At 71.0% G+C, this 23602-nt stretch carries 24 protein-coding genes; 4 read left to right on the top strand and 20 right to left on the bottom strand.

Features of this window, described 5'->3' with window-relative positions:
* Window positions 1-72 precede the first annotated feature (72 nt).
* The 3 genes from ACGFML_RS02660 to ACGFML_RS02650 form a co-directional block, all read right to left on the bottom strand.
* Complete coding sequence (locus ACGFML_RS02660; RefSeq protein WP_393539189.1) at window positions 73-774, bottom strand: transglycosylase SLT domain-containing protein; 702 nt, start codon at window positions 772-774, stop codon at window positions 73-75.
* A 408-nt stretch (window positions 775-1182) separates the two neighbouring features.
* Window positions 1183-2505 carry a PhoH family protein gene (locus tag ACGFML_RS02655; RefSeq protein WP_393539187.1) on the bottom strand — a complete coding sequence of 441 codons (1323 nt, stop codon included), beginning with the start codon at window positions 2503-2505 and terminating at the stop codon, window positions 1183-1185.
* 396 nt (window positions 2506-2901) lie between these two features.
* Window positions 2902-3699, bottom strand: a complete 798-nt coding sequence (locus ACGFML_RS02650) for an isoprenyl transferase (protein WP_393539184.1) — start codon at window positions 3697-3699, stop codon at window positions 2902-2904.
* Window positions 3700-3823: 124 nt separating this feature from the next.
* Between ACGFML_RS02650 and mgrA the strand changes: the two genes are divergently transcribed.
* Window positions 3824-4861 (top strand): L-glyceraldehyde 3-phosphate reductase, encoded by a 1038-nt coding sequence (gene mgrA / locus ACGFML_RS02645; protein ID WP_393539182.1) that lies wholly within the window; start codon window positions 3824-3826, stop codon window positions 4859-4861.
* 265 nt (window positions 4862-5126) lie between these two features.
* On the opposite strand, the gene ACGFML_RS02640 is transcribed toward mgrA, so the two are convergent.
* Window positions 5127-5864, bottom strand: a complete 738-nt coding sequence (locus tag ACGFML_RS02640) for a prepilin peptidase (protein WP_393539179.1) — start codon at window positions 5862-5864, stop codon at window positions 5127-5129.
* Between the two features lie 64 nt (window positions 5865-5928).
* On the opposite strand from ACGFML_RS02640, the gene ACGFML_RS02635 reads away from it, so the two are divergent.
* Window positions 5929-6306 carry a DUF192 domain-containing protein gene (locus ACGFML_RS02635; protein WP_393539177.1) on the top strand — a complete coding sequence of 126 codons (378 nt, stop codon included), beginning with the start codon at window positions 5929-5931 and terminating at the stop codon, window positions 6304-6306.
* Here ACGFML_RS02635 and ACGFML_RS02630 read toward each other — a convergent pair.
* The 12 genes from ACGFML_RS02630 to ACGFML_RS02575 form a co-directional block, all read right to left on the bottom strand.
* The gene (locus tag ACGFML_RS02630) at window positions 6284-6895 is read right to left on the bottom strand and encodes an OmpA family protein (protein ID WP_393539175.1); all 612 of its coding nucleotides are present in this window, start codon (window positions 6893-6895) and stop codon (window positions 6284-6286) included. The genes ACGFML_RS02635 and ACGFML_RS02630 overlap by 23 nt on opposite strands.
* An 8-nt stretch (window positions 6896-6903) precedes the next feature.
* Window positions 6904-7485 (bottom strand): hypothetical protein, encoded by a 582-nt coding sequence (locus ACGFML_RS02625; RefSeq protein WP_393539173.1) that lies wholly within the window; start codon window positions 7483-7485, stop codon window positions 6904-6906.
* A gap of 30 nt (window positions 7486-7515) precedes the next feature.
* Complete coding sequence (locus tag ACGFML_RS02620) at window positions 7516-8160, bottom strand: pilus assembly protein TadG-related protein (RefSeq protein ID WP_393539171.1); 645 nt, start codon at window positions 8158-8160, stop codon at window positions 7516-7518.
* An 8-nt stretch (window positions 8161-8168) separates the two neighbouring features.
* Window positions 8169-8330 (bottom strand): Flp family type IVb pilin, encoded by a 162-nt coding sequence (locus tag ACGFML_RS02615; RefSeq protein ID WP_046930826.1) that lies wholly within the window; start codon window positions 8328-8330, stop codon window positions 8169-8171.
* Window positions 8331-9030: 700 nt separating this feature from the next.
* Window positions 9031-9930: a DUF5936 domain-containing protein gene (locus ACGFML_RS02610; RefSeq protein ID WP_393539169.1), complete on the bottom strand. Its 900-nt coding sequence runs from the start codon at window positions 9928-9930 to the stop codon at window positions 9031-9033.
* A gap of 109 nt (window positions 9931-10039) precedes the next feature.
* Complete coding sequence (locus ACGFML_RS02605; RefSeq protein ID WP_393539167.1) at window positions 10040-10987, bottom strand: type II secretion system F family protein; 948 nt, start codon at window positions 10985-10987, stop codon at window positions 10040-10042.
* Window positions 10984-12324, bottom strand: coding sequence for a CpaF family protein (locus tag ACGFML_RS02600; RefSeq protein WP_393539165.1), 1341 nt, complete (start codon window positions 12322-12324; stop codon window positions 10984-10986). The genes ACGFML_RS02605 and ACGFML_RS02600 overlap by 4 nt, the downstream gene beginning before the upstream one ends.
* Window positions 12321-12761, bottom strand: coding sequence for a TadE/TadG family type IV pilus assembly protein (locus tag ACGFML_RS02595; protein WP_393539163.1), 441 nt, complete (start codon window positions 12759-12761; stop codon window positions 12321-12323). Before ACGFML_RS02595 ends, ACGFML_RS02600 begins: the two co-directional genes overlap by 4 nt.
* Window positions 12758-13141, bottom strand: coding sequence for a TadE/TadG family type IV pilus assembly protein (locus tag ACGFML_RS02590; protein ID WP_393539160.1), 384 nt, complete (start codon window positions 13139-13141; stop codon window positions 12758-12760). The genes ACGFML_RS02595 and ACGFML_RS02590 overlap by 4 nt, the downstream gene beginning before the upstream one ends.
* A gap of 3 nt (window positions 13142-13144) precedes the next feature.
* The gene (locus tag ACGFML_RS02585; protein ID WP_393539158.1) at window positions 13145-14596 is read right to left on the bottom strand and encodes a CpaE family protein; all 1452 of its coding nucleotides are present in this window, start codon (window positions 14594-14596) and stop codon (window positions 13145-13147) included.
* A 13-nt stretch (window positions 14597-14609) separates the two neighbouring features.
* Window positions 14610-15326 carry a Flp pilus assembly protein CpaB gene (gene cpaB / locus ACGFML_RS02580; RefSeq protein WP_393539156.1) on the bottom strand — a complete coding sequence of 239 codons (717 nt, stop codon included), beginning with the start codon at window positions 15324-15326 and terminating at the stop codon, window positions 14610-14612.
* A gap of 112 nt (window positions 15327-15438) precedes the next feature.
* The gene (locus ACGFML_RS02575) at window positions 15439-16815 is read right to left on the bottom strand and encodes a hypothetical protein (RefSeq protein WP_393539154.1); all 1377 of its coding nucleotides are present in this window, start codon (window positions 16813-16815) and stop codon (window positions 15439-15441) included.
* Between the two features lie 278 nt (window positions 16816-17093).
* Here ACGFML_RS02575 and ACGFML_RS02570 point away from each other — a divergent pair, with 278 nt between their 5' ends.
* Window positions 17094-18143, top strand: coding sequence for a chitinase (locus ACGFML_RS02570; protein ID WP_393539151.1), 1050 nt, complete (start codon window positions 17094-17096; stop codon window positions 18141-18143).
* Window positions 18144-18235: 92 nt separating this feature from the next.
* Here the strand turns inward: ACGFML_RS02570 and ACGFML_RS02565 are convergent, their stop codons facing one another.
* Entirely contained in the window at window positions 18236-19120 is an 885-nt protein-coding gene (locus ACGFML_RS02565; RefSeq protein WP_393539149.1) for a serine protease, read from the bottom strand.
* 233 nt (window positions 19121-19353) lie between these two features.
* On the opposite strand from ACGFML_RS02565, the gene ACGFML_RS02560 reads away from it, so the two are divergent.
* Entirely contained in the window at window positions 19354-20700 is a 1347-nt protein-coding gene (locus ACGFML_RS02560; protein WP_393539147.1) for a M14 family metallopeptidase, read from the top strand.
* Window positions 20701-20760: 60 nt separating this feature from the next.
* On the opposite strand, the gene ACGFML_RS02555 is transcribed toward ACGFML_RS02560, so the two are convergent.
* From ACGFML_RS02555 to ACGFML_RS02545, 3 genes are all read right to left on the bottom strand, one after another.
* Window positions 20761-22236 carry a GntP family permease gene (locus ACGFML_RS02555; protein ID WP_393539145.1) on the bottom strand — a complete coding sequence of 492 codons (1476 nt, stop codon included), beginning with the start codon at window positions 22234-22236 and terminating at the stop codon, window positions 20761-20763.
* Window positions 22237-22361: 125 nt separating this feature from the next.
* A complete protein-coding gene (locus tag ACGFML_RS02550) occupies window positions 22362-22772 on the bottom strand; it encodes a RidA family protein (protein WP_393539142.1) in 411 nt (136 codons plus the stop codon).
* Window positions 22773-22780: 8 nt separating this feature from the next.
* On the bottom strand, window positions 22781-23560 hold the full coding sequence (locus ACGFML_RS02545) for an IclR family transcriptional regulator (RefSeq protein ID WP_393539140.1): 780 nt from the start codon (window positions 23558-23560) through the stop codon (window positions 22781-22783).
* Window positions 23561-23602 lie beyond the last annotated feature (42 nt).

Below are 23602 nucleotides of genomic sequence, written 5' to 3'. Positions count from 1 at the left end.
TGCCGGATGCACGAAACCCCCGCCGCTGCCGCGGTCGGGGGTTCCGGACGTGCTGGGTGCTGCCGGTACGGCCTAGTACCAGCTGTTCGCCTGCCAGAACGACCAGGCGCCGCAGGGGCTGCCGTAGCGGTCGTTCATGTAGTTCAGGCCCCACTTGATCTGCGTGGCCGGGTTGGTCTGCCAGTCGGAGCCCGCCGAGGACATCTTCGAGCCCGGCAGGGCCTGGACGAGCCCGTACGCACCCGAGGAGGCGTTGGTGGCCTTGTAGTTCCAGCCGGACTCGTGGTCCACGATGTTGCTGAAGCACTGGAACTGGTCGCTCGCCATCATCTGACGGGCGATGCCCTGGGTCTCGGCGATCGTGTAGGAGCTCTTGCCGAGAAGGTCGCCCAGGTCGCGCGAGGAGGAGCGGGACGCGGCCTGCTCCTTCTTCTTGCGCGCTTCGGCGTCCTTCTCCGCCTTTGCCTCGTCCGCGGCGTCCTTCTTGGACTGTGCGGTCTCGGCAGCTGCCTTGCGAGCCGCCTCCTGCGCGGACTTGAGGGCTGCCGCGTCGGCCTGGGTGGACTGGTCGTCCGCCTGCTGCGTCAGGGAAGCCGTCTGCACCTGGGCCTGTGCGCCCGCGGGGATGTCGGCGATCGTCGCGTCGGCAGCGGTGGCCTCGGTGTTGTCGACCGAAGCAGCAGGCTGCCCTGCAGCGACGCCGACAACGGCGCCGACGGTGGTGACCGCGGTGGCGGAGGCCACGGCGAATCCCCGGACCGAGATCCGGCTCACACGATTTCCTTCCAGCATCGCCCGCATAGGTGACCTCGCGGGCGCAATCGTGCCCCTGGCGCTGGTCTCCCCTTGTTCCGGACCCAGTTGAGCGGGCGGGACCGGCTGGTCACGGGAGGCACTGGCCCGGTACGTCCCCCAGGGGGTCCGCGTGGTGCTCGGGCGGCATACGGCGAGTCGCTATGAAGTTCGGTGTGTTCCGCACCTCTGAGGATGCTGGTGGTGCCGTATGCGGGGCCTGACAGGACCCAGACTCTGCCCGAACGGGGGGCCGTGAATCAATTCCCGGCCGGGTGTGAAAGCTCACACCTCGTTTACGCCCGAGGATTTTCGGATATCTCCGCGCACACGCGCGCCGCCCGGTTAAGCTCCTTCGCTTCTCCGGGCGGCGCGGTGGTTCACAAAGGGTCAGATCCTGCCGTCCTCCAGCATTTCGGTCACCAGCGCGGCGATCGGCGAGCGCTCGCTGCGGTTGAGGGTGACGTGGGCGAAGAGCGGATGCCCCTTCAGCTTCTCGACGACCGCGACCACGCCGTCGTACCGCCCGACGCGGAGATTGTCCCGCTGTGCGACGTCATGCGTCAGTACCACCCGGGAGTTGGCTCCGATACGGGACAGAACCGTCAAAAGGACGTTCCGTTCCAGCGACTGGGCCTCGTCCACGATGACGAACGCGTCGTGCAGCGACCGCCCGCGGATGTGGGTGAGCGGCAGCACCTCCAGCATGCCGCGCCCCACCACCTCTTCGATGACGTCCTTGCTGGTCACCGCGGAGAGCGTGTCGAAGACGGCCTGCGCCCAGGGGCTCATCTTCTCGGCCTCGCTGCCGGGCAGATAGCCCAGCTCCTGCCCGCCGACGGCGTACAGCGGCCGGAAGACCATCACCTTGCGGTGCTGCTGACGCTCCAGCACGGCCTCCAGACCCGCGCACAGCGCCAGCGCCGACTTGCCCGTGCCGGCCCGGCCGCCCATCGAGACGATCCCGACCTCCGGGTCCAGCAGCAGATCCAGCGCGATCCGCTGTTCGGCGCTGCGGCCGTGGATCCCGAACGCCTCCCGGTCGCCGCGCACCAGCCGGACCCCGCCGTCGGCGGTGACCCGGCCGAGCGCCTTGCCGCGCTCGGACTGCAGGACGAGTCCGGTGTGCACCGGAAGGTCCGCGGCGCCCGGTACGTCGGCGATCTCGGCGGCGAACAGGTCGTCCACCTGCTCCGCGGGCACGGTCAGTTCGGCCATGCCCGTCCAGCCGGAGTCGGTGATCGCCAGCTCGGCGCGGTACTCCTCGGCCAGCAGGCCGACCGAGGACGCCTTGATGCGCAGCGGGAGATCTTTCGACACGACCGTGACGTCATATCCCTCGGCCTGCAGATTGCGTGCCACGGCCAGGATGCGGGAGTCGTTGTCGCCGAGGCGGAAGCCGGCCGGCAGGATCCCCGGGTCGGAGTGGTTCAGCTCGACCCGGAGCGTGCCGCCGAGATCGCCGATGGGAAGGGGAGCGTCGAGCCTCCCGTGCTGGACCCGGCATTCGTCCAGCAGGCGTAGTGCCTGCCGTGCGAAGTAGCCGAGCTCGGGGTGGTGCCGCTTGGCCTCCAGTTCGGTGACCACGACGACCGGCAGGACGACTTCGTGCTCCTCGAAACGGGACATGGCGCCTGGATCCGCCAGCAGGACGCTGGTGTCGAGAACGTAGGTGCGCCGGCCGTTCTCACGGCGCTTGTTGCTGTTCACCACGGGTGGACGAACCCCCTCGGATGAGGTCGGGGTGCGACGGCGTCGCGGGGGACAGGACCGGGTTCAGGCCACGATGCGAGGGCCGAACGCCGGCCCCTCGCGTCGTCCGTGCGGTGCGCACGATCGTCCGTGATGTGCAAAGGGCCTCCCGGGCGGACAGCCCCATGCCGTCCGCTGAGATGCGGCGCCCGATGTCTTGTTCCGGACGCCGACCTGCCTGGGATATTCCCTGGATGACCCGCCGCCATGCCACGGCATATGACACATGGTTGATGAACCTTTGGTTACGGCTCATGGTGGTGTGTGCCGGCTGCGCAGCGGTGGCGGCGGGGCGGGCCGCCGGGGCGGGTGGGCTCAGGAGGGGGAAACGCCTGTCCGTGCCGTTGCGGGCACCCCTCAGAAGCCGTAACGGCGGTGCCGGGCGGCGTAGTCGCGCAGCGCGCGCAGGAAGTCGACCTTCCGGAACGCCGGCCAGAAGACCTCGCAGAAGTAGTACTCCGAATGGGCGCTCTGCCAGAGCATGAAGCCCGAGAGCCGCTGTTCGCCGCTGGTGCGGATCACCAGGTCCGGGTCGGGCTGGCCGCGGGTGTAGAGGTGCTCGGAGATCAGGTCGATGTCGACGATCTCGGCCAGCTCCTCGAAGGAGGTGCCGCGCTCGGCGTGGTCCAGCAGCAGCGACCGGACCGCGTCGGCGATCTCCTGCCGGCCGCCGTAGCCGACGGCGACGTTCACCAGAATGCCGCTGTTGTCCTGGGTGGTCTGTTCCGACTCCTTGAGGACCCGCTGCGTGGCCTCCGGCAGCAGATCACGGTTGCCGACGTGGTGGACCCGCCAGCGGCCGTCGGCGGCCAGGCCGCGCACGGTGTTCTCGATGATGCCCAGCAGCGGCTTCAGCTCGCCCTCGGGCCGGTCGAGGTTGTCCGTCGACAGCAGCCAGAGCGTGACGACCTCCACATCGGTTTCCGCGCACCACCCCAGCAGTTCACTGATCTTCGCCGCACCCGCCTGGTGGCCCTGCTCGGTGGTCCGCCCGTCCGCCCGCGCCCAGCGCCGGTTGCCGTCCAGGATGACGCCGATGTGCTTGGGCACCTGGTCGTGGTCCAGGCGTCCCTCCACCCGGCGCGCGTACAACCGGTAGACCAGATTGCGCAGTGCGGGCGGATAAGGGATGCGCACTCCGGAAGATCGCGTCATATGTGGTCCAGCCCCTCCGTGCCGAAATGGCCCTCGCCCCGTCGCCTCAAGTGGGCAACTTTACTTCTCGGGTGTGTCGACGACCCAATCAGGTGTGTCACAGGTACGTGATAGGGAGATGAGCATGACTGGCACATCTGACTACCGCGCCGTGGATTCGCGCTACGACGCCATGGAGTACCGGCGCACCGGCCGCAGCGGCCTGAAACTCCCCGCCATCTCTCTCGGACTGTGGCACAACTTCGGTGACGACCGCACTCTGGCCTCCCAGCGGGCGATTCTGCGCCGCGCCTTCGACCTGGGGGTCACCCACTTCGACCTGGCCAACAACTACGGCCCGCCGCCCGGGTCCGCCGAGCTGAACTTCGGAAAGATCTTCGCGCAGGACTTCCGGCCCTACCGCGACGAGATCATTCTCTCCACGAAGGCCGGATATCTGATGCACCCCGGCCCCTACGGTGAATGGGGTTCGCGGAAATATCTCCTCTCGTCGTTGGATGCGTCACTGAAGCGGATGGGTGTCGATTACGTCGATATCTTCTACTCGCACCGTTTCGATCCGCACACCCCGCTCGAGGAGACGATGGGCGCGCTGGCGTCCGCGGTCCAGCAGGGCAAGGCCCTGTACGCCGGGGTGTCCTCCTACAACGCCGAGCAGACCCGCGAGGCGGCCGGAATTCTGCGCGGCATGGGCGTCCCGGCCCTGATCCACCAGCCCTCGTACTCGATGATCAACCGATGGACCGAGGACGACGGCCTGCTGGACACCCTGGAGGCCGAGGGCATGGGCTGCATCTCCTTCGCGCCGCTGGCGCAGGGCATGCTCACCGACAAGTACCTGCACGGCATTCCCGAGGGCTCGCGTGCCTCCCAGGGCAAGTCCCTGAATCCGGATCTGCTGTCCGAGGACGTCGTGCGACGTCTGCGCGGCCTCAACGACATCGCCGCCCGGCGCGGCGGGTCGCTGGCGCAGCTCGCCCTGCGCTGGGTGCTGCGCGACGAGCGGATGACCTCCGCGCTGATCGGCGCCAGCAGCGTGGCCCAGCTGGAGGCCAACATCGCGGCCCTCGACGGCCCCGGGCTCACGGACGCGGAGCTGGCCGAGATCGATGAGTTCGCCACCTCGACGGAGGGCGTGAACATCTGGGCGAAGCGGGGCTAGCCCCGTACGTCGCGGTGGGCCGGGGCTCGGAGCCGTTGCGGGCTGCGGTCGGTGGTGGGCCGAAAAGCCGGGGCACCCGCCCGAGCTCCTGCCCGGCGGCACAAAAAAGCGGGCCGGTCCGTGGGGGGGAATACGGACCGGCCCGAGGGGGGGTTTCCACCATAACCCCGCCGCGGGGATGGTGCGTGCACCGCGCCGTATCGCGGCGTGGCGCCGCGTGGCGCGGGCGGCCCGATCGGTGGCGGCGGCCGGGGGCCGCCGTCGCTCAGGAGGCCGTGGCGGCCCCCAGGAGCAGCCCCCCGAACGCCCCAATGATCATGAATGGTCCGAATGGCATGACCGCCGACCGGCCCCGGCCTGCGCACATCAGCCCGACCCCGTACAGCGCACCGGCGAGCACGCCCGCCGCGCCCCCGGTGACGACGGTGCGCCAGCCGTACCACCCAAGGGCGACCCCCAGCCCGATCGCCAGCTTGACGTCCCCCAGGCCGATGCCCGCCGGGTTGACGAGGAACAGCAGGAGATAGAACGCGCCCAGCCCCAGCCCGCCCAGCAACGCCCCGGTCCAGGTTCCGCTCTCGCCGGTCAGCCGTCCGACGAGTCCCAGCGCCGCGGCCGCCACGGCCGCGAGCGGCAGGGTGAGCGCGTCCGGCAGGCGGTGCACCCGCCGGTCGACCGCCGCCAGGCACACGGTGGCCGGCGCCATCAGCAGCCATACCGCGAGCTCGGGCCGTGCCCCGGTGGCCACCGCCAGCGCCGCGCAGGCCAGCGCGGTGACCGCCGCCGTCGCGCGCGCCCCGGGCCCGTACGCCCCGCACCCCGGCTCCGGGCAGCGTGCCCGACCCAGCCAGCCGCGTGCCGCTCCGCCGACCGGATGCCCACCGGGACAGGTCGCCCGCCACGGCTCCTCGGGCTCGACGGTCATCCGGTGGACCGGCCGCGGTATGAGCAGCCCGGCCGCGGCCCCGTAGGCGGCGGCGAGAACCATCAGCATCACCGTCATGCGTCGACCCTAGACGGGCGTTCGGATCTACCCGCCGCGCACGGCAGCTGATAGAACGACGGGTATGGCGCGTTGGACGGACGGCCCGGGGATCCTGCACGGCGCGGACGCCGGCGTTCCCGTGGAGATCGCGGCGTCCTACCGGGCCCGCACCCGTGGCCTGTTGGGCCGCGACGGCATCGAGGGTGCGCTCCTGCTGAGCCCGGCGAGCGGGGTGCACACCTTCCGGATGCGGTTCGCCATCGATGTCGCCTACCTGAGCCGGGACTTGACCGTGCTGTCCGTCCGCACCATGCGTCCCGGCCGGCTGGGCCTGCCCCGCCTGCGTGCCCGGCACGTCCTGGAGGCGGAGGCCGGCGCGATGACCCGCTGGGGCCTGCGCCCCGGCCGCCGTCTCGCCGTCCAGGCGCCGCCCCCGGTCACCCTGTCCGCGGGAAACTGACCTCGACCCGGCGGTTCTTCTTCCGACCGGCCTCGCTGGCATTGTCGGCGATCGGGTACTGCTCGCCGTACCCCCGGATCTCGAACGACACCGCCGAGCCGAGTTCGTCGGCCAGCTCCCGCTGCACGGCGTTGGCCCGGTCCTTGGACAGCGTCAGTCCGTGCGCGGCCGAGCCGAGATCGTCGGTGAACCCGAAGACCCGCAGGCTGGTGGCGTTCTGCTTCCTGACCTCGGCGGCGATGGTGTCGATCCGCGACAGCGCGTCCGGCGAGAGCTTGGCACTGTCCTTGCCGAAGAGCACCTCTGCCTGGAGCGAGAACGTCACGTTGTCGTTGGTGTCCTGGCGCCGCTCGGAGCCGTCGTCGGTCTCCACGATGGACTTGATGTTGAGCACCTTGGACGGGGCGAGCTTGGCCCCCTGCACCATGCGGAGGTCGGGATCCTGGGGGTCGATGTGGACGGGGGGCGCGGAGCCTTCGGTGATGCCGGGTGGGTCGTCCGCCCGGGCCGTCGGCGTGAGCAGCGCGGCGACGAGTACGGCGGTGGCGGCAACCGTCAGGGCCCTGGGCTTCGTGCGACCTGTGGACATGCGGCCACTCACCCGGTGATCTCGATGTCGGCGGAGGGGAAGGTCGGCAGTTGGAATTCCACATCAGTCGTGCTGGACGGCGGGGACGGGAACTGCATGAAGACCGGCAGGGTCTCCCCCGCCTTGATGATCCGGATGCCGGTCGTCGCCAACGGGCGGCCCTCGGTGTCCCGGAGGACGTAGTAGCGCTTGCGCTCCTTGGCGTCGATCAGCGTCGCTCCGCCCAGGTGGTTGCCGTGCTGCTGCATCTCCGTTTCGTCGCCCCGCCATGCCGACGACTCGCTGAACGGCTCGGAGCTGGTGTTCTTCAGGACGCCCTGCACCGTGACGAATCCACCGCCGTCCCGCACGGCGGAGTTGAGGGTGAGGACCATTCCCTTTTTGCCCTTGAGCACCGCGATGATCTTGGTGGAGTCCGCGGCCGGCTCGCTCGCCGGGGAACTGTGCGAGCTGGTTCGGGCCTTGGGCTTCTTCGCGTTGCCCGTCGCCGCGCCGTCGCTGCCACATCCGACCGCGCCGAAGGCCAGGCCGGCGGCGATCACGATCGCGGCCGCCGCCTCACGGCGCTTCGCGGTGCGTCGCATGCTCATGGGCGAGATTCCTTTGCTGGTCATCGGTGGTCATTCGGCGAGTCGGACGGCGAAGAAGTCGGCGGGTACGGGGAACGGGTCGAGGTGCTTCGGGTCGAGCGTCCAGGGCTTTCCGTCACAGGTGAGCTCGATCTTCCCCTTGCCGGCCTCCTTCCTGTCGGCCCTGCCGTCGTCACCGCCACCGTCAGCGGGCTGTCCGGCCTTCGCGGGCCGTACGGTGCAGCGTGGGGTGACAACTGCCTTGGCTCCGGCCGACGCATGGGTCCTCTCCGTACCCGGGACGATCGAATCGCCCACTGTGCCGCGTGTCCTGACCCGGACCGCGAAGGATGTCGGCCAGGAGTCCGGGGTGCACGAGGTGGCGTCGGCGTCGTTCTTCCCTGCGAACCAGCCGGCGCTTCGGCAAGCCGTGCCCGTGGAGACGCCCATGGCCTTGAGCAGGTCTTCCCAGCCGTCGCCGTCCTCGACCGCCTTGCGCAGCGCGCGGTGCAGATCGTCGCGGTAGCTCTGGGCCGCGCCGAGGGCCGCGGCGTCGGCTGCCGTCTGGGCGCTGTTGCGGGTGGCCGCGGCCTGGCCCACGGCGAAGAGGGCAAACGCAAGGAAGAGCAGACCCGCCACGGCCACGATGTAGATGGGGAAGGCCTGCCCTGCGTCTCGCCGTACGCCCTGCTGCACTGCGTCAATCAGCCGGTGAGTTGCGAGATCTTCGAGGTGATGGCGTCGTAAATGGACTGGCCGATGTCCGTACCGGCGATCGCGATGACGATCGCCACGACCACCGCGATGATGCCCAGGTACTCGATCGAGGTCTGTCCCCGGTCGTTCCCCAAAAACCGCTTCGCCATCGTCTACCCCTCCATGGGCGGCCGGCCCGCTCTGGTCCGGCTGGTCTGCCCCCGTGGTGTCGGCGCGGTCGTCCGCGCTCGTGACACTTGAAAAGTACGCCGGAAGAGGGTTCCCGGAACAGGGAATCCGAACCCCTTCCTCTGGAAGGTGGGCGAACGAGGGGTGTGCCGTCGCGTTTCGGCCACTCAGCCGCACCTCGGCCACCCCCGTTCCCCCTCCGGGATCATCCGGCACTCCGACACCACTGGGACCGGCCGGCCCGCTCGTACCGGAGCGCGAGGGAGGCCGCCAGGACCACCACTGTGGCACAACTCGTTGCTCCTGCGAAGGCGTTGGCGAGAAGCGGGCCCCGTGGCGTCCCCATCCGGCCGCGCGACGGGCCGCGGCCGCGAGGGGGTGTACGGGGCCTTGGCAGGCGTGGCCGACGGAGGGGCAGCGGGGGCGGCCGAAGTCGACCTCGGCCACCCCGAAGAGCAGTGGCAGCAAGGCCTGGAGCAGGAACGCGACGGCGGTGTCGGAGGCTGCCGCGGAGGCCGGGTCCGGGCGGCGGCGGGCCGCTCCCCGGCGCGGCGGGACGTGCCGCACCGGGGCGGCCGGACCGGCGAGGAGGCCGGGTCGGGTGGCGATGTGCATCCGCAAGGACGGGCCGAAACCGTGGCGGTCGGGGAAGGTGTCATGGGCGCGGGTCGGACTCCCGGCTCATTTCCCCATCAGCGACCCGAAGTTGGTGCCGGATCCCAGGAAGAAGCCGGCGACCAACAGGATCATCGTGGCCGGGACCATGAACGTGGTGATCACCATGGTGGCCTTGGGGACCGCGCGGGTGGCGCGGCGGCGAGCGTTCTGGGCGTCGGTGCGGCGCATGTCGTTGGCGATCTGGATGAGGGTCTCGACGATGGGCGCGCCCAGCTCCTCGCCCTGTTGGAGGGCGGTCACGAACTGCGCGACCTGTTCGGAGTCGTTGCGCTTGCGCAGTTCCTCGAAGGCCTGGCGGCGGCTGACGCCCATGTCCATCTGACGCAGGGTGATGCGGAGTTCGTCGGCCCAGGGGCCCTCGTACTTCTCCGCGACCCGGTCCAGAGCCTGGCGGAATCCGAGTCCCGCGCTGACGACGACGGCGAGGACGTCCAGGAAGTCGGGGAGGGTGCGTTCGATGGTGTCCTTGCGCTGGCGGATGGCCGCCCAGATGCCGACCTCGGTCCAGAACAGGGCGAAGAGGAGCATGAGGACGCCGAGGAGGAGCTGGCCGCGGAGGAACATCACCAGGGCGGCGACGAGGCCCAGGCTTCCGTAGACGGCGCGACGGGCGGCGTAGCGGTCGACGGTGAGGCCACCGGGGTTGCCGGCCCGGTCGATGCGGCGGCGGATCGTGGCGACCCGTCTGTCGCCCATCAGCCGCAGCACGAGCGGCGCGTAGCGCATGCCCATACGGTCGACGGCCGAGCCGACCACCGTCGTACGCGTCGAGCCGACCTCCAGGGACAGTGCGAGGTCAGGCGGGAGTCTGGCCTCGCGGCGGTAGAGGGCGATGCCGCAGCAGATGCCGACGATCGAGAGGGCGAAGGCGAGGGCGATGAGGACCCCGATTCCCGTTCCCATTCGTGTTCCTGCTCCTCTTCCTGTTCCTGTTTCCTGATCCGGTTCCTGGTCCGGTTCCCGCTGCGTCCGGATGCGGCCGCGCCCGGCGGTCGGCGCCGGGGGCCGCGTGCTAGACGTCGATTCTGGAGAAGCGGCGGATGAAGTAGAAGCCGAGGGCGTAGAGGGCGAAGGCCACGACGACCGCCGTCTGGCCGAGGAACGAGGAGGTCATGCGGTCGATGGCGCCCGGGGCGATGCGGTTCATCAGCAGCAGGGTGCCGACGCCGAGCAACGGGACGACGTACGCCGTCACCACGACCTGGGAGAGCTGGGTGCGGACCTCGCGGCGGGTTTCCTTGCGCTCCTCGAGGGTCTTGGTGAGGTTGCGCAGGGAGCCGACGACGGTGCCGCCGGCGCGGTTGGCGAGGACCAGGGTGGTGACCAGGACGACCAGTTCGCGCGAGGGCAGGCGTTCGGCGAGCTCGCCGAGGGCCTCGTCGATGGAGTGGCCGACGGCGAGCTTGTCGGAGACCTTGGCCAGCTCCTCGCCCGCGGGGGCCTCGAGTTCCTCGGCGGCCATGCCCAGCGCCGTCCGGAGGGCGAGGCCGGCCTGGGTGGCGTTGGCGAGGATCCGGGAGAGTTCGGGGAGCTGGTTGATGAATTTCTCGATGCGTTTCTGGCGTTGCCAGTTGAGGAAGGCGAACGCGGCCCAGACGGCGATCAGCGCGGCGATCGGGCCGAAGAAGGCGGCGAGGGTGGCCTGGGCGATCAGCCAGAGGGCGACGATCGTGGCGAGGAGGTAGACGAGGAACTCGCCGGGGCTGACGTCCAGTCCGGTGGCGGTCAGGCGCAGTTCGAGGCGGCGTCCGAAGCGGGTGCCGCGCAGGGTGCGGTCGACCGACGGGAAGCGGCGGTGGCGCCGGGCCGGTGGCAGTCCGCTCTCGTCGGCGAGGCGGTCGACGACGGCCTGCCGCTGGGCGCGCCCGGCCGCGTGGACCCGTACGCCGATGACCGCGAGCACGCCGCACAGCAGGGTGGCCCCGAGGGTGAGCAGGGGCAGGGCGTTCCCGCCGGTCATGAGAGGGCCTTCCGGGTGGCGAGCTGGTCGTCGGTGGCCGCCACGCCGAAGGCGGGCGGGGTGGGTTCGCCGGCCATGAAGAGGCGTTCGGCGACCCGGCGGGGCAGCGGGAAGTAGCGGAAGGCGCCGTGCACGACGCGGTCGGCGCCCATCGGTTCGGCGTCGAAACGGCACACGGTGGCGATCCGGTAGTCCTCGTGTCCGCGGGAGTCGAGGATGGCGACCTCGCTGATCCGGCGGGAGCCGTCGGCGTGCCGGGTGAGCTGGACGATGCAGTCGACGGCGCTGTTGATCTGGTCCCGCAGCGCCTCGAAGGGGATCTTGACGTCCGACATGGAGGCCAGCGTCTGCAGCCGCATCAGGGCGTCCTCGGCGCTGTTGGCGTGGACGGTGGCGAGTGAGCCGTCGTGGCCGGTGGACATCGCCTGGAGCATGTCGAGGGTCTCGCCGCCGCGCACCTCTCCGACGATGATGCGGTCGGGACGCATGCGCAGGGAGTTGCGTACCAGGTCGCGGATGGTGATGCGGCCCTTGCCCTCGACGTTGGGCGGGCGGGACTCCAGCCGGATGACGTGGGTCTGTTGGAGTTGGAGTTCGGCGGCGTCCTCGACGGTGATGATGCGTTCGCCGTCCGGGATGAGGCCGGAGAGGGCGTTGAGCAGGGTCGTCTTGCCGGCACCGGTGGCGCCCGCGACCACGACGTTGAACTTGGCGCGCACCAGACCCGCCAGCAGCATCAGCACCTGCTCGTCGAGGGTGCCCATGCCGATGAGTTCGGCCAGGGTGTAGGCACGCGGGAAGCGGCGGATGGTGAGGGTGGCGCCGTTCAGGGCGAGCGGCGGGATGATGACGTTGACGCGTTCGCCGGACGGGAGGCGGGCGTCGACCATCGGATTCGACTCGTCGACCCGGCGGTTGACGGTGGAGACGATCCGCTCGATGGTCTGCATCAGCTGCTCGTGCGAGGCGAAGCGGACGGGCACCAGCTCGACCCGACCCGAGCGTTCGACATAGACCTGGTCCGGGCCGTTGACCATGATCTCGGTGATCGAGGCGTCTTCGAGCAGCGGCTCCAGGACGCCGAGGCCGAGTGCCTCGTCCACCACCCGTCGGATGAGCTGGGAGCGTTCGGCGGTGGACAGCACCGGGCCCTCGCGGCTGATGATGTGGCCCAGTACGCGTTCCAGGCGCGTGCGGCGCTCGGCGGCGGTCAGCGAGGACATCTCGGCGAGGTCGATCTCCTCGAGCAGCTTGGCGCGGTAGACGGCGACCAGATGGCTGTCGTGGCGGGCCTCGGCGGGCGTCTCGGGTGCGACGATCCGGGCTTTCAGACTCATCGCGGGACGGCTCCTTCGTACGGACGCGCCGCGCCGCCGGGCCCGTCGGGCGTCTCGGGGCGGGGCATGGTGGCGCTGCGGCCGGCGGTGCCGAAGTCGACGCCGGGGATGACGGACGGGATGGGGACGGTCACGGTGGCGCGTACCGCGCTGCCGCCGCCCACCGAGATGGTGGCGCCGTCGGCGATCCAGCCGCTCATCGCGGCCAGGCCCGCGCTGCGCGGATCGGTTTCGCGGTCGGCCTCGTCGAGGGAGGCGGTGCGGGCCGCGGCGCGGGCGCCGGTGCCGGCCTGCTGGACGGCGTACGCGCCCAGGCCGAGCTGGACGACGGCCAGCGCCACGGTCAGCAGGACGGGCAGGAAGCCGAGGAATTCGATGGACACCTGGCCGCGGTCACGGGCGCGCGGCCGGGTGGCGGCGCGGAGCGGGGCCGTCATCCCCGGGCCTCCTTCGCCGCGCCGGCCGAGCCGGTGACCGTCCAGGGGAAGGAGGCGGCGCCGGGGAACAGCACCGGCACCTTGAGGTGGACCGTGGCCTTCCACAGCCCGGATCCGCTGCCGCACTCGGTGGTGGCGGATCCGCGCCAGGCGGCGGGCAGATCGCGGACGGCGGCGGTGCGGCAGGCGCCCGCGCCGCCGTTGTCGAGGGCGGTGGCGGCCCGTGCGCCCCGGTCGGCGGAGTTGGCGGCCAGCGAGTAGGTGTAGCCGACCAGCACGAACTGCCAGAGCAGGACGAGGACCAGGCCGATCAGCGGGAGCAGGCCGAGGAATTCGACGGAGACCTGGCCCCGGTCGCTGCCGCCCAGCGGGCGCCGCACCGCTCAGCCCTCCTCGTACGGGCCGGCCGGATCGAACGGCCCCGTCCCGCCGGCCGTCGGCGCGGCACCGCGCCGCGTCCCGAACCGTGCCCCGCCCCGCCCGGAGGCCGAGGGCGCTCCGGGGACCTGCCCCGGGCCCGCCCCCGGTCCGGGGGCCGCTCCCGTGGTGATCGCCTTGCGGCGGCGGCCGGTCAGCGACGTGCGCCCCCGGTGTCCGCCGTGGCCCTGGCGCGCGGTGGGCGAGTCGACCAGGCCCAGTTCGGCGGCGAGGGCCCACAGCGCCTGCTTGATCGTCGACCGGGCGTCCAGGTCCTGCATCCGGCCGGCGTCGACGCACGGCTGGAGTTCCTTGTAGGCGGCCGGGACGGGGGTGCGGGCCATCTGGGTGCCGGTGGCCTTGGCGACGAGCGGGGGCTGGATCTCGGTGCCGCGGGTGAGCCGGTTGACGAGTGTGGTGGTGTCCGCGGCCTTGCGGATCTGCAGCCGGTCCCACAGCCGCACCTGCCGTTTGGCGGCCCGGACGGCGACGACGTCGGGGGTGGTCACCAGCAGTGCCACGTCGGCGAGTTCGACGGCCGCGGCGTTCGCGGACTGCATCTGCGACCCGCTGTCGACGATCACCACTTCGTAGCGGGAGCGCAGCGCCGTGAGGATCTGCCGGGCGGCCCGGTCGTCGATCTCCTCGCCGCGCTCGCCCTCCTCCGGTGCCAGCAGCAGTCCCAGCCCCGTGTGGTGGTCGTGCACCGCGTCCTGGAGGACCCGTACGGAGATGTCCTCGATCCCGGCCAGGTCGACGATGGAGCGCCGGAACTGGACGTCCAGGTAGGAGGCGACGTCGCCGGACTGGAGGTCCATGTCCACCAGGGCGACGCTGCGGCCGGCGGCGCGCGCGGCCAGTGCCAGCTGGACGGCGGTGACGGTCGTGCCGACGCCGCCCTTGGCGCCGGTCACCGTCACCAGGGTGCCGGCCGGGCCGGGGGCCGTCTCCGGGCTGCCGCCCAGGTGCACCCGGACGCCCGCCGCCCACTGGGCCGCGGCCTGTACCCGGGCCGCCAGTTCGTCGTAGCCCAGCGGCAGTCCGACGATGCCGCGGGCGCCGGCGTCCATCGCCGCGGAGAACAGTGCGGGCCCCGCGTCCGCCGTGATCAGTACGACCCCGACGGCCGGGAAGCGCAGCGCCACCTCCCGGATCAGTTCCAGGGCGGGCACCGGGCCGATCCGTTCGTGGACGAGGACGACCTCGGGCAGCCCTTCGACGGCGGGAGCCGGGCCGCGGCCGCCGGTCGGGCCGGCGGGCTGGGCGCCGGCTCCCGAGGCCGCGGACAGTGCGCTCAGCAGTGCGCCGGAGTCGGTCGTCACCGGTGCGGGCTCGGCGTCCGGCAGCTGGCTGAGCAGTGAGGACAGCACGCGTGCGGCGTCCGGGTCGCCGACTGCGGGGAGGATGCGGATGGTCACCTGGGCCTCCGGGTCACTTGTCGCCGTCGAGGGTGTAGGTGCGCTCGCCGGGCGAGACGGTCGCGTGGCTGCCGGGGGCGAGCAGCGCGAGGCGTACGTGGGAGGCGAACGATTCGGCGTACGCCACCCGTTGGGCATCCTGGGTGCCCAGCGCGAAGGTGATCGGGACGGCCTCGCCGGCCTGGCGGGCGGTGGTGGTGTCGCCCGGGTCCTTGGCTTCCAGGGGCGTCAGCTTGCCGACGTCGATGACCTGGGCGCCGGCGACGATCACCTTGGAGACCGGCTTGTCCTCGGGGCGCTTGCCCTCGAAGGTGGCGTAGATGTTCACCCGGGAACCGGGGTTGATCTTGCCGGCGACGCCGGTGGCGGCGTCGATCATGATGGCGATCTCCTGCTGCCCGGCCTTGAGCGCCGGCCGGTCGACGACCATGTCGTTCTGGAGCAGCGAGCCCTTCTTGAGCGGGGTCACGGCTATCTTGCCGCTGACCTGATCGAGGTCGGTCACCGCGGTGGGCGGCAGCCACCGCTGGGGCATCGTCACCTTTTCGAACTGCCCGGGGTCCAGCGCCTTGTAGGCCGCGACGTCCGCCTTCAGCCGGTACGCCGTCTTCTCCGGGCCGACCTTGGACTCGACGTTCTTGATCACCGACAGCACGCCGACGAACGCGCCGACCGCACAGAGGGCCGACACGAGCAGCAGGATCACTCCGCGGCGCTGACGTGAGTTCATGGGGGTGGGACCTCGATCGGGGGGTCGGGGGCTGGCACGGTCGGTTCGGGGGCCGGCACGGTCGGTTCGGGGCCGGCACGGTCGGTCGGCGGGGGGACGGGCCCGGTCGGGTTCAGCGCACGTGGGCCACCGTCCGCGCGCTGCCGGGGAAGTCGGGATGGCCGGGGAGGTCCCGGACGCCGGGGGTGGGCGGAGCGTTCGTGACACCGGGCCCGCGCACGTCCAACTGGCCGGGGGCGGCGCCGCGTACGCCAGGCGTACCGGGTGCACCCGGTACGCCCGGTCCACCCGGTACGCCTGGCGCGCCCGAGGGGGCCACCGGGGAGAGGCCCCGCTGGTGGAGCGGGGACGGCGGCGGCGCGGGAGCCGGTGGCGGGGGCGCGGCAGATGGGGTGGGTGCGGGAGGAGGCGGCGTGGGCGCGGGAGGCGGGGCGGGCGCGGCGGGTACGGACGCGGGTGCCGTGGGTGCCGTGGGTGCGACGGGTGCGGCGGGCGCCGGGGCGGTGGCGGCCGGGCCGACGGGTCCGGCCGGCGGCCCCGCTATGGCCGCCGGTTGCTGCCCCACGCCGACCGCGCCGACCGTGACGCCGTCGCGCGCCGCAGGCGTGGCGCAGAACGTGCACCGGTCGCCGATGAGTTCCAGCCCGCACCAGCGGCACGCCTCGCGGCGGACGGACGACACCAGCTGGTGGAGGACGGCCGGGTCGGGAATGGCCGCGGCGAACTCGATCAGCTTCTGGGTGCCCCACCACCGTGCGGACTCGGCGGGCAGCCGCGTTTCGTAGACGCCCTGCACGCGCCAGGCGGGGGCCAGCACACCGTCCACCCACTCGGCGGTGAGGTGGCCGCGTGCGAGGGCGAGCTGGGTGGCGAACCCGGGGCCCGGCGGCGCGGCGCCGGTGCCGTGCCGGTCCAGGTGCTGCAGCCTCGGTTCGGGGTGGGCGAGCACCGCGAAGTGCGCGCCCGGCAACCAGGACTTCATGTGCGCGCGCAGGTCCACCTCGACCCGGTCCAGGCCGCTGACGCTGCCCAGCAGGGCGCCCGCGTGGATGTAGTGCGCCAGCAGCCGCGCCGCACCGGCCAGTAGCCCCGCGCTGAAGCCGCACAGCGACAACTGCCGCAGCTGGCGGGCGAGTACGGCCAGCCCCAGCGGCGGCAGGGACAGCGGCACGATGGCGATCCGGTCGCTCTCGAGGACGGAGCGCAGGGTGTGCAGCCGGCGGATGTGGTCGGCCGGGCAGGCGGCGGAGTAGAGCACGACGAGATGGCCGTGGTGCTCCAGGACGGCGGCGGTCTCCGTCAGGGCGTCGTCCAACGGCTGCAGCTGTGGGGCCTGGAGGACGACGGCGGCAGGGGTCTGCCGGTCTGCGGGCAGCGCGAGGTCAGGGCTGGTGACTGCAATCGCGGTCGGCACGTCGCTCCCCCACTCCTGGCGGCCGCCGGAGGTCCGGGACCGCGGATCGGCACAGCTCTGCGCCATCGGCGCCATACGCTCAGCACTTTATCCACGAGATACGCCCTAGAGAACACGTTCTGGGCTACTCGTCATCTCCGTCACCCGACGAGGAAACGGCACATACCCCCCGGGGAAATGGAACATTCCGCCCTGCGGAACGGGAGGTAACGCCCAGGCGGGCACGGGGAACTTCCGCTTCCGGCAAAACCCTTGACAGGTTCATTGGTCTGGACCACGTTGTACGGCAGCGCAGGGGCCCCTGAGCGCGTCCGGCACCACTCCCCCCAACTCCCCCCCACACGGAGGCAGTCGTGGTTCGCGCACCATCAGGCACAGCGAAGCGAAGGCGCACGGCAAGACTTCTGGCCGGGCTGGCCGCAGCGGTACTGACCTCGGCCGGGGTCGTCGCAACGGGCACCGCCGGCGCCGCCGAGCCGCACCCGCCCGCCGGGCCGCACCCGGTCGCCGACCGCGCCGCCGCGGTCCCCGGCCACGCGGTCACCGGCTACTGGCAGAACTTCGACAACGGCGCAACCGTCCAGAAACTCAAGGACGTCGACGACGCCTACGACATCATCGCCGTCTCCTTCGCCGAAGCGACCGGCGAGCCCGGCGGCCTCACCTTCGCCCTCGACCCGGCCGTCGGCTACGGATCCGTGGACGACTTCAAGGCGGACATCAAGGCCAAGCAGGCGGCCGGCAAGTCGGTCGTCCTCTCCGTCGGCGGCGAGAAGGGCTCGGTGTCCGTCAGCGACGACGCCTCCGCCAAGAACTTCGCCGGCTCCGTCAACAAGCTGATGGACGACTACGGCTTCGACGGCGTCGACATCGACCTCGAGAACGGCCTCAACTCGACGTACATGACGCAGGCACTCAAGGCCGTGCACGCCGCGCACAGCGGCGTCGTGGTGACCATGGCGCCGCAGACGGTCGACATGCAGTCGCCGCAGAACGAGTACTTCAAGACCGCCCTGGGGATCAAGGACTTCCTGACCGTCGTCAACATGCAGTACTACAACAGCGGTTCGATGAACGGCTGCGACGGCAAGGTCTACGCCCAGGGCTCGGTGGACTTCCTGACCTCGCTCGCCTGCATCCAGCTGGAGGGCGGCCTCGACCCGTCCCAGGTCGGCATCGGCGTGCCGGCGTCCTCCAGCGCGGCCGGCAGCGGGTACGTCTCCCCGTCCGTCGTCAACGACGCCCTGGACTGCCTCACCAAGGGCAGCGGCTGCGGCTCCTTCAAGCCCTCGAAGACCTACCCGGGGCTGCGCGGTGCGATGGCCTGGTCCACCAACTGGGACGCGGCCAACGGCAACGCGTTCGCGAGCCAGGTGGGCGCGCACGTGCACGGCCTTCCGTAACCGGCCCCTCGACGCCACCCCCCACAGCCAGGTCCCGTGCACCGCATGCACGGGACCTGGCCTGTTACCGGCGGGGGGTCATGTCGTACCGGTCAGCGTCGCGCGCCCGAGGGCTTGGGGAGCTCGCAGCCCGCCGCGCTCAGGTCCAGCTTGTTGCCGACGCCGAAGCACTTCGGGATCCCGTAGGTCTCCTCCGCGTAGTTGGTGCCCTTGTGCACCGTGACGTTGCCGTTCTCGTCCACCTCGCACGGGTTGTTGACGGTGCACTTCTCGCCGTCCTCATTACCCGTGTTGTTGATGGCCGCGACCTTGCCGCTGGCGGTGTCGACCACCGGCGAGCCGGACGTGCCGCCGATGGTCTTGCACTCGGGGGTGTAGCGGACCGAGTCCTTCCAGGTCCAGTCGCCCTCCTTGAGGGTGGGCACGAACCCGTCGACGCTGCAGGAGTAGATCTTCTTCCAGTAGCCGGAGACGACGCTGATCGCCGCGCCCTTCACCGGGTGCGTGGTGGCCAGCTCCAGCGGCTTGATCTTGTACTTCTGCTCGATCTGGGCGTAGGTCGAGCCCGTCTCGTACAGCGTGACGTCGGTGTCGGTCATCGTCGCGTACGCGACCTTGGTGGCCTTGATCTTGCCCAGTTCGCGGGCCGACTTGTCGAGCAGCGTGAAGCTGCGACTGGACGGCTGGTCGACGATGACCTCGCCCGCGCCCGGCATGCCGCTTTCCAGGCAGTGCCCGTTGGACATCACCAGGGCCGGGTCGTTCGGCTGCGAGGTGGGCATCTTGACGAGGGATCCGGAGCAGTTGCTCAGTGCGACGGTGCCGGCGAAGTCGACGGCCTTGGCGTGGTGCGCGGCCTGCTGCTGCGGGTGGCCGGAGCTGACCTGCGGGGCCGCGCCGGCGCTGCCGGCACCGCCCACCAGGGCTGCGGCTCCCAGCAGGGCCGTGGCCAGGGTGCCGACGAGAGGTCGATTCATGTGGGGTCCTCTCAGCTTCTGTACCGAAGGCTCTGTTCGGAGCGTTCGGTTTGTCGTGCGCATTGTTGGCCCCCGGGCGTCTCCGGGCAATGAATTCCCCCGAATCGATGGCAAGTTGCCGGGTTCGGCCGTCGCATCCGCGCCGCACATCCGGCCGGCGAATGCCTTGACCCGCCCATGCCAACCGCCAACACTGGCGCCGTCGCTTCGCCTCACACCCCACAGGAGACCGCATGCGACTCCGACGCATACCCGGCGGACGGACCACCGTCCTCGCCGCCGTCCTCTCCCTCGCGCTCGCCGCACCGATCGCCGCGCAGGCCCAGGACTCCCCGACCACCGCCGTCGCGGCCCACGCCGCGGCGGACCCCGAACTCCCGCACCAGTACGAGGTGACCGGCCCCGCCACCTCCGCGGAACGCACCGCCCTCGTCGCCACGGGCGCCGCCGTCGACGAGGTCCACGCCCGCTCCGTCGTCGTGACCGCGGACCGCGCCCAGGCCGCCCAGGTACGTCGACTCGGCTACCGGTTGCGGAAACTGCCCGATCCGCCGGCCGCCCGCCCGGTCTCCCCCGGCTCCCGCGTCAAGGACTTCCCGGCCGGCTACACGAAGTACCACACCTACGCCGAGGCCACGAAGGAGATCGACGGCCTCGTCGCCAAGTACCCGGCGCTCCTGAGCAAACAGGTCATCGGCACCTCCCACGAGGGCCGCGACATCCTCGCGCTCAAGCTCAGCAAGAACGTCACCAAGGACGAGGACGAACCCGAGGTCCTCTTCACCGCGCACCAGCACGCCCGGGAACACCTCACCGTCGAGATGGCCCTCTACCTCCTGGACGAGCTCACCGCCAAGTACGGCTCGGACGCCCGCATCACCAAGCTGCTCGACTCCCGCGAGATCTGGATCGTGCCCGACCTGAACCCGGACGGCGGCGAGTACGACATCGCCACCGGCCAGTTCCGCAGCTGGCGCAAGAACCGGCAGCCCAACGCCGGATCCAGCGAGGTCGGCACCGACCTCAACCGCAACTGGGACTTCAAATGGGGCTGCTGCGACGGCTCTTCGGGCGACCCCGGCGACGAGACCTACCGCGGCCCCGCCGCCGCCTCGGCCCCCGAGGTCCAGGTCGTCTCGAAGTTCGTCCACAGCCGCGTCGTCGGCGGCAAGCAGCAGATCAAGGCCGCCGTCGACTTCCACACCTACAGCGAACTCGTCCTGTGGCCCTTCGGGTTCACCCACGACGAGACCGGCCCCGGCATGACCCAGGACGAGCACGACACCTTCGCGGCCATCGGCAAGAAGATGGCGGCGAGCAACGGCTACACGCCCGAGCAGTCCAGCGAGCTCTACATCACCGACGGGGCGATCGACGACTGGCTGTGGGGCGACCAGAAGGTGTTCGCGTACACCTTCGAGATGTACCCGTCCTCGGGCGGCGGCGGCTTCTACCCGAAGGATTCGGTGATCCCCAAGGAGACCTCGCGCAACCGGGAGGCGGTGCTGCAGCTGCTGGAGACCGCGGACTGCCCGTACCGCGCGATCGGCAAGCAGGAGCAGTACTGCAAACAGGGCTGACGGCCCGCCACGGCGGCGAGGGGCGCCCGATGCCGGGGCGCCCCTCGCCCTCCCCGCTCCCTAGATCAGCAGGCTCACCACCGCGGCGACGGCGAACCCGGTGATGGACAGCACCGACTCCAGCACGGTCCAGGACTTGAGCGTGTCCCGCTCGGTGATCCCGAAGTACTTGCTGACCATCCAGAATCCGCCGTCGTTCACGTGCGAGGCGAAGATCGACCCGGCCGAGATCGCCATGATGATCAGCGCGAGATGGGCCTGCGACATGCCCTGACCCTCCACCAGCGGGACGACGATGCCGGCCGTCGTCACGATGGCGACCGTCGCCGAGCCCTGGGCGACCCGCAGCACCAGGGACAGCAGATAGGCGAGGACGATGACCGGCAGCCCGACGTTGTGGAAGGTGTCGGACAGGGCGGTGGCGACACCGCTGCCCTGGAGGACGGCGCCGAAGACGCCGCCCGCGCCGACGACGAGCAGGATGTTGCCGATCGGCTTCAGGGAGGCAGTGGAGACGGTCTCCAGTGACTTGCGGGACCAGCCGCGGCGGATGCCCAGCAGGTAGTAGGCGGCCAGCAGCGCGATGGTCAGGGCGACGAAGGGGCTGCCGAAGAACTCGACGACCGAGCGGAGGGTGCTCGGACCCATCGCGATGGAGGAGAACGTCGAGAGCAGGATGAGGACCAGCGGGATCAGGATGATCGTGAGCACCGCGCCCAGGGAGACCGGCTTCTCCTGCGGGGTCATCCCCGAGGCACGCTGTTCGGCGGCGACGGCCGCCTTGGCCTCCTCGGCCGCCTCGACCATGTCCTGCGGGATCGGGACGAAGATGCGCTTGCCGATCCAGGCGGCCCAGGCCCAGGTGGCCAGCACGGCGGGGACACCGCAGATGATGCCCATCAGGATGATCCAGCCGAGGTCCACGTGGAACAGGCCCGCGGCGGCCACCGGTCCGGGGTGCGGCGGCAGGAAGGCGTGGGTCATCGACAGCGAGCCGAGCAGCGGCAGGCAGTAGAGCAGCATCGACTTGCCGCCGCGCTTGGCGGCCGCGTAGACGATCGGCGCGAGGACGAAGATGCCGATGTCGAAGAAGACCGGGATGCCGAAGATGAGGCCGGTCAGGCCCATGGCCAGCGGGGCCCGCTTCTCGCCGAAGACCTTCAGGAGGCGGGTGCTGAGCACCTCGCCGCCCCCGGAGACCTCCAGGATCGAGCCGAGCATCGTGCCCAGGCCGATGATGATCGCGATATGGCCGAGGGTGCCGCCCATGCCGCTTTCGATCATGGACTTCACGTCGGACTTCTGCACCGTGCCGAAGAGTTCGGTGACGGAGAGCCCCGCGCTCAGACCGACGGCGATGGAGACCACGAGCAGCGCCACGAACGGCTGCAGCCGGATCTTGATGATCAGGACGAGCAGCAGGGCGATGCCGAGTGCGGCGACCGTCAGGAGACCTGCGGTGCCGGGTATGACGGCGAGCAGACCGCCGGTGTGGGGTGGTGGCGGCGGGGTGGGGGGCGCGGCAGCAAGGAACATGGGGTGACTCCGTTGGCAGGCAGGGGATTTCCAGGCAGGGGGGACCGCGGCAGGGCGCCCCCGGGGTGCGGGGCGCCGTGCCGTGCGGCGGGTGGTGCGGACGTACTAAAGGCACTGGCGGTGGCTCAGCTCAGGACCGCGAGGGCGTCGATCTCGATGAGCAGGCCCTTGGGCAGACCGACGTAGACGGTCGTACGGGCGGACGCCGGGGCGGCCAGGCCCTGCTCCTCGAAGTAGGCGTTGTAGATCTCGTTCATCTCGGCGAAGTGGTCGACGTCGGTGAGGTAGACGCGCATCATCATCACGTCGTCCCAGGTCGCGCCGCCCTCTTCGAGGATGGCCTTGACGTTGGCGAAGGTCTGCAGGGTCTGCTCGCGCAGCGTGGGCCCGGCCGGGGTGGGTGCCTGGCCCTCGACTGCGGGCAGGAAGCCGACCTGGCCGGCGACCTGAAGGAGGTTCCCCTTCTTGACGCCGTGGGAGAACTTCGCGGGCGGGGTGGTGTGGGTGGCCGGGGTGAGGGCGGTCTTCTCGGTCATGGGTTCCTTCAGACTTCCTTTGACGGTCCAGCCGGTGACTGGGGAATTGCGGTACCGGAGTACTCCCGGCTGATGGCGTCGGCGGTGCGGCGCACCAGCGGGAGCAGTGTGAGGAGTTCCTCGGCGCTGACGACGACGTTCGGCGCGGAGACCGACATCGCCGCCACCAGGCGCCCGTCCGCCCCGCGGATGGGGGCGCCGACGCAGTTGATGGACTCCTCGTGGCCACCGAGGTCGGTGGCCCAGCCCTGTTCGCGCACCTTGGCCAGTTCGGCGAGGAAGGCCGTGGCGTGGGGGGTCGAACGGGACGTGTAGTGGGGGTAGTCGAGCCTCTCCGCGAGGGCGCGGCGCTCGGGTTCGGGCAGGTCGGCGAGGAGCAGCTTGGCGACCGCTGCGACGGTGATCGCGACGGGCTTGCCGATCCGGGAGTACATCCGGACCGGGTAACGGCTCTCGACCTTGTCGATGTAGAGGACCTCGTTCTCCTCGTAGACCGCGAGGTGGACGGTGTGGCCGCACCGCTCGTTGAGCTCCACGAGGTGGGGGTGGGCGACCTCGCGGACGTCGAGGTTCTCGACGGCCTGCTGGGCGAGCGCGAAGAGCCGGGCGCCCAGGCGGTAGCGCTGGTCGGGCTGGCGGAAGACGAGGCCGTGTCCGTGGAGGGTGCGCAGCAGGCGCAGGGCCGTGGACTTGTGGACGCCGAGGCGGTCGGCGACCTGCCCGAGGTCGGCGGGTCCCTCGGCGAGCAGCGGCAGGATGCTCAGTGCCCGGTCGACGGTCTGACTCATGCCGGTGCCCCGCTCCGCGCGGCCCCGCCGTCGCCGGGGGCG

Source organism: Streptomyces sp. NPDC048650 (genome assembly GCF_043199095.1).
Lineage (GTDB): Bacteria > Actinomycetota > Actinomycetes > Streptomycetales > Streptomycetaceae > Streptomyces.
Note: the sequence above shows the minus strand (reverse complement) of the source record. Positions and strands in the feature narration are given on the sequence as shown.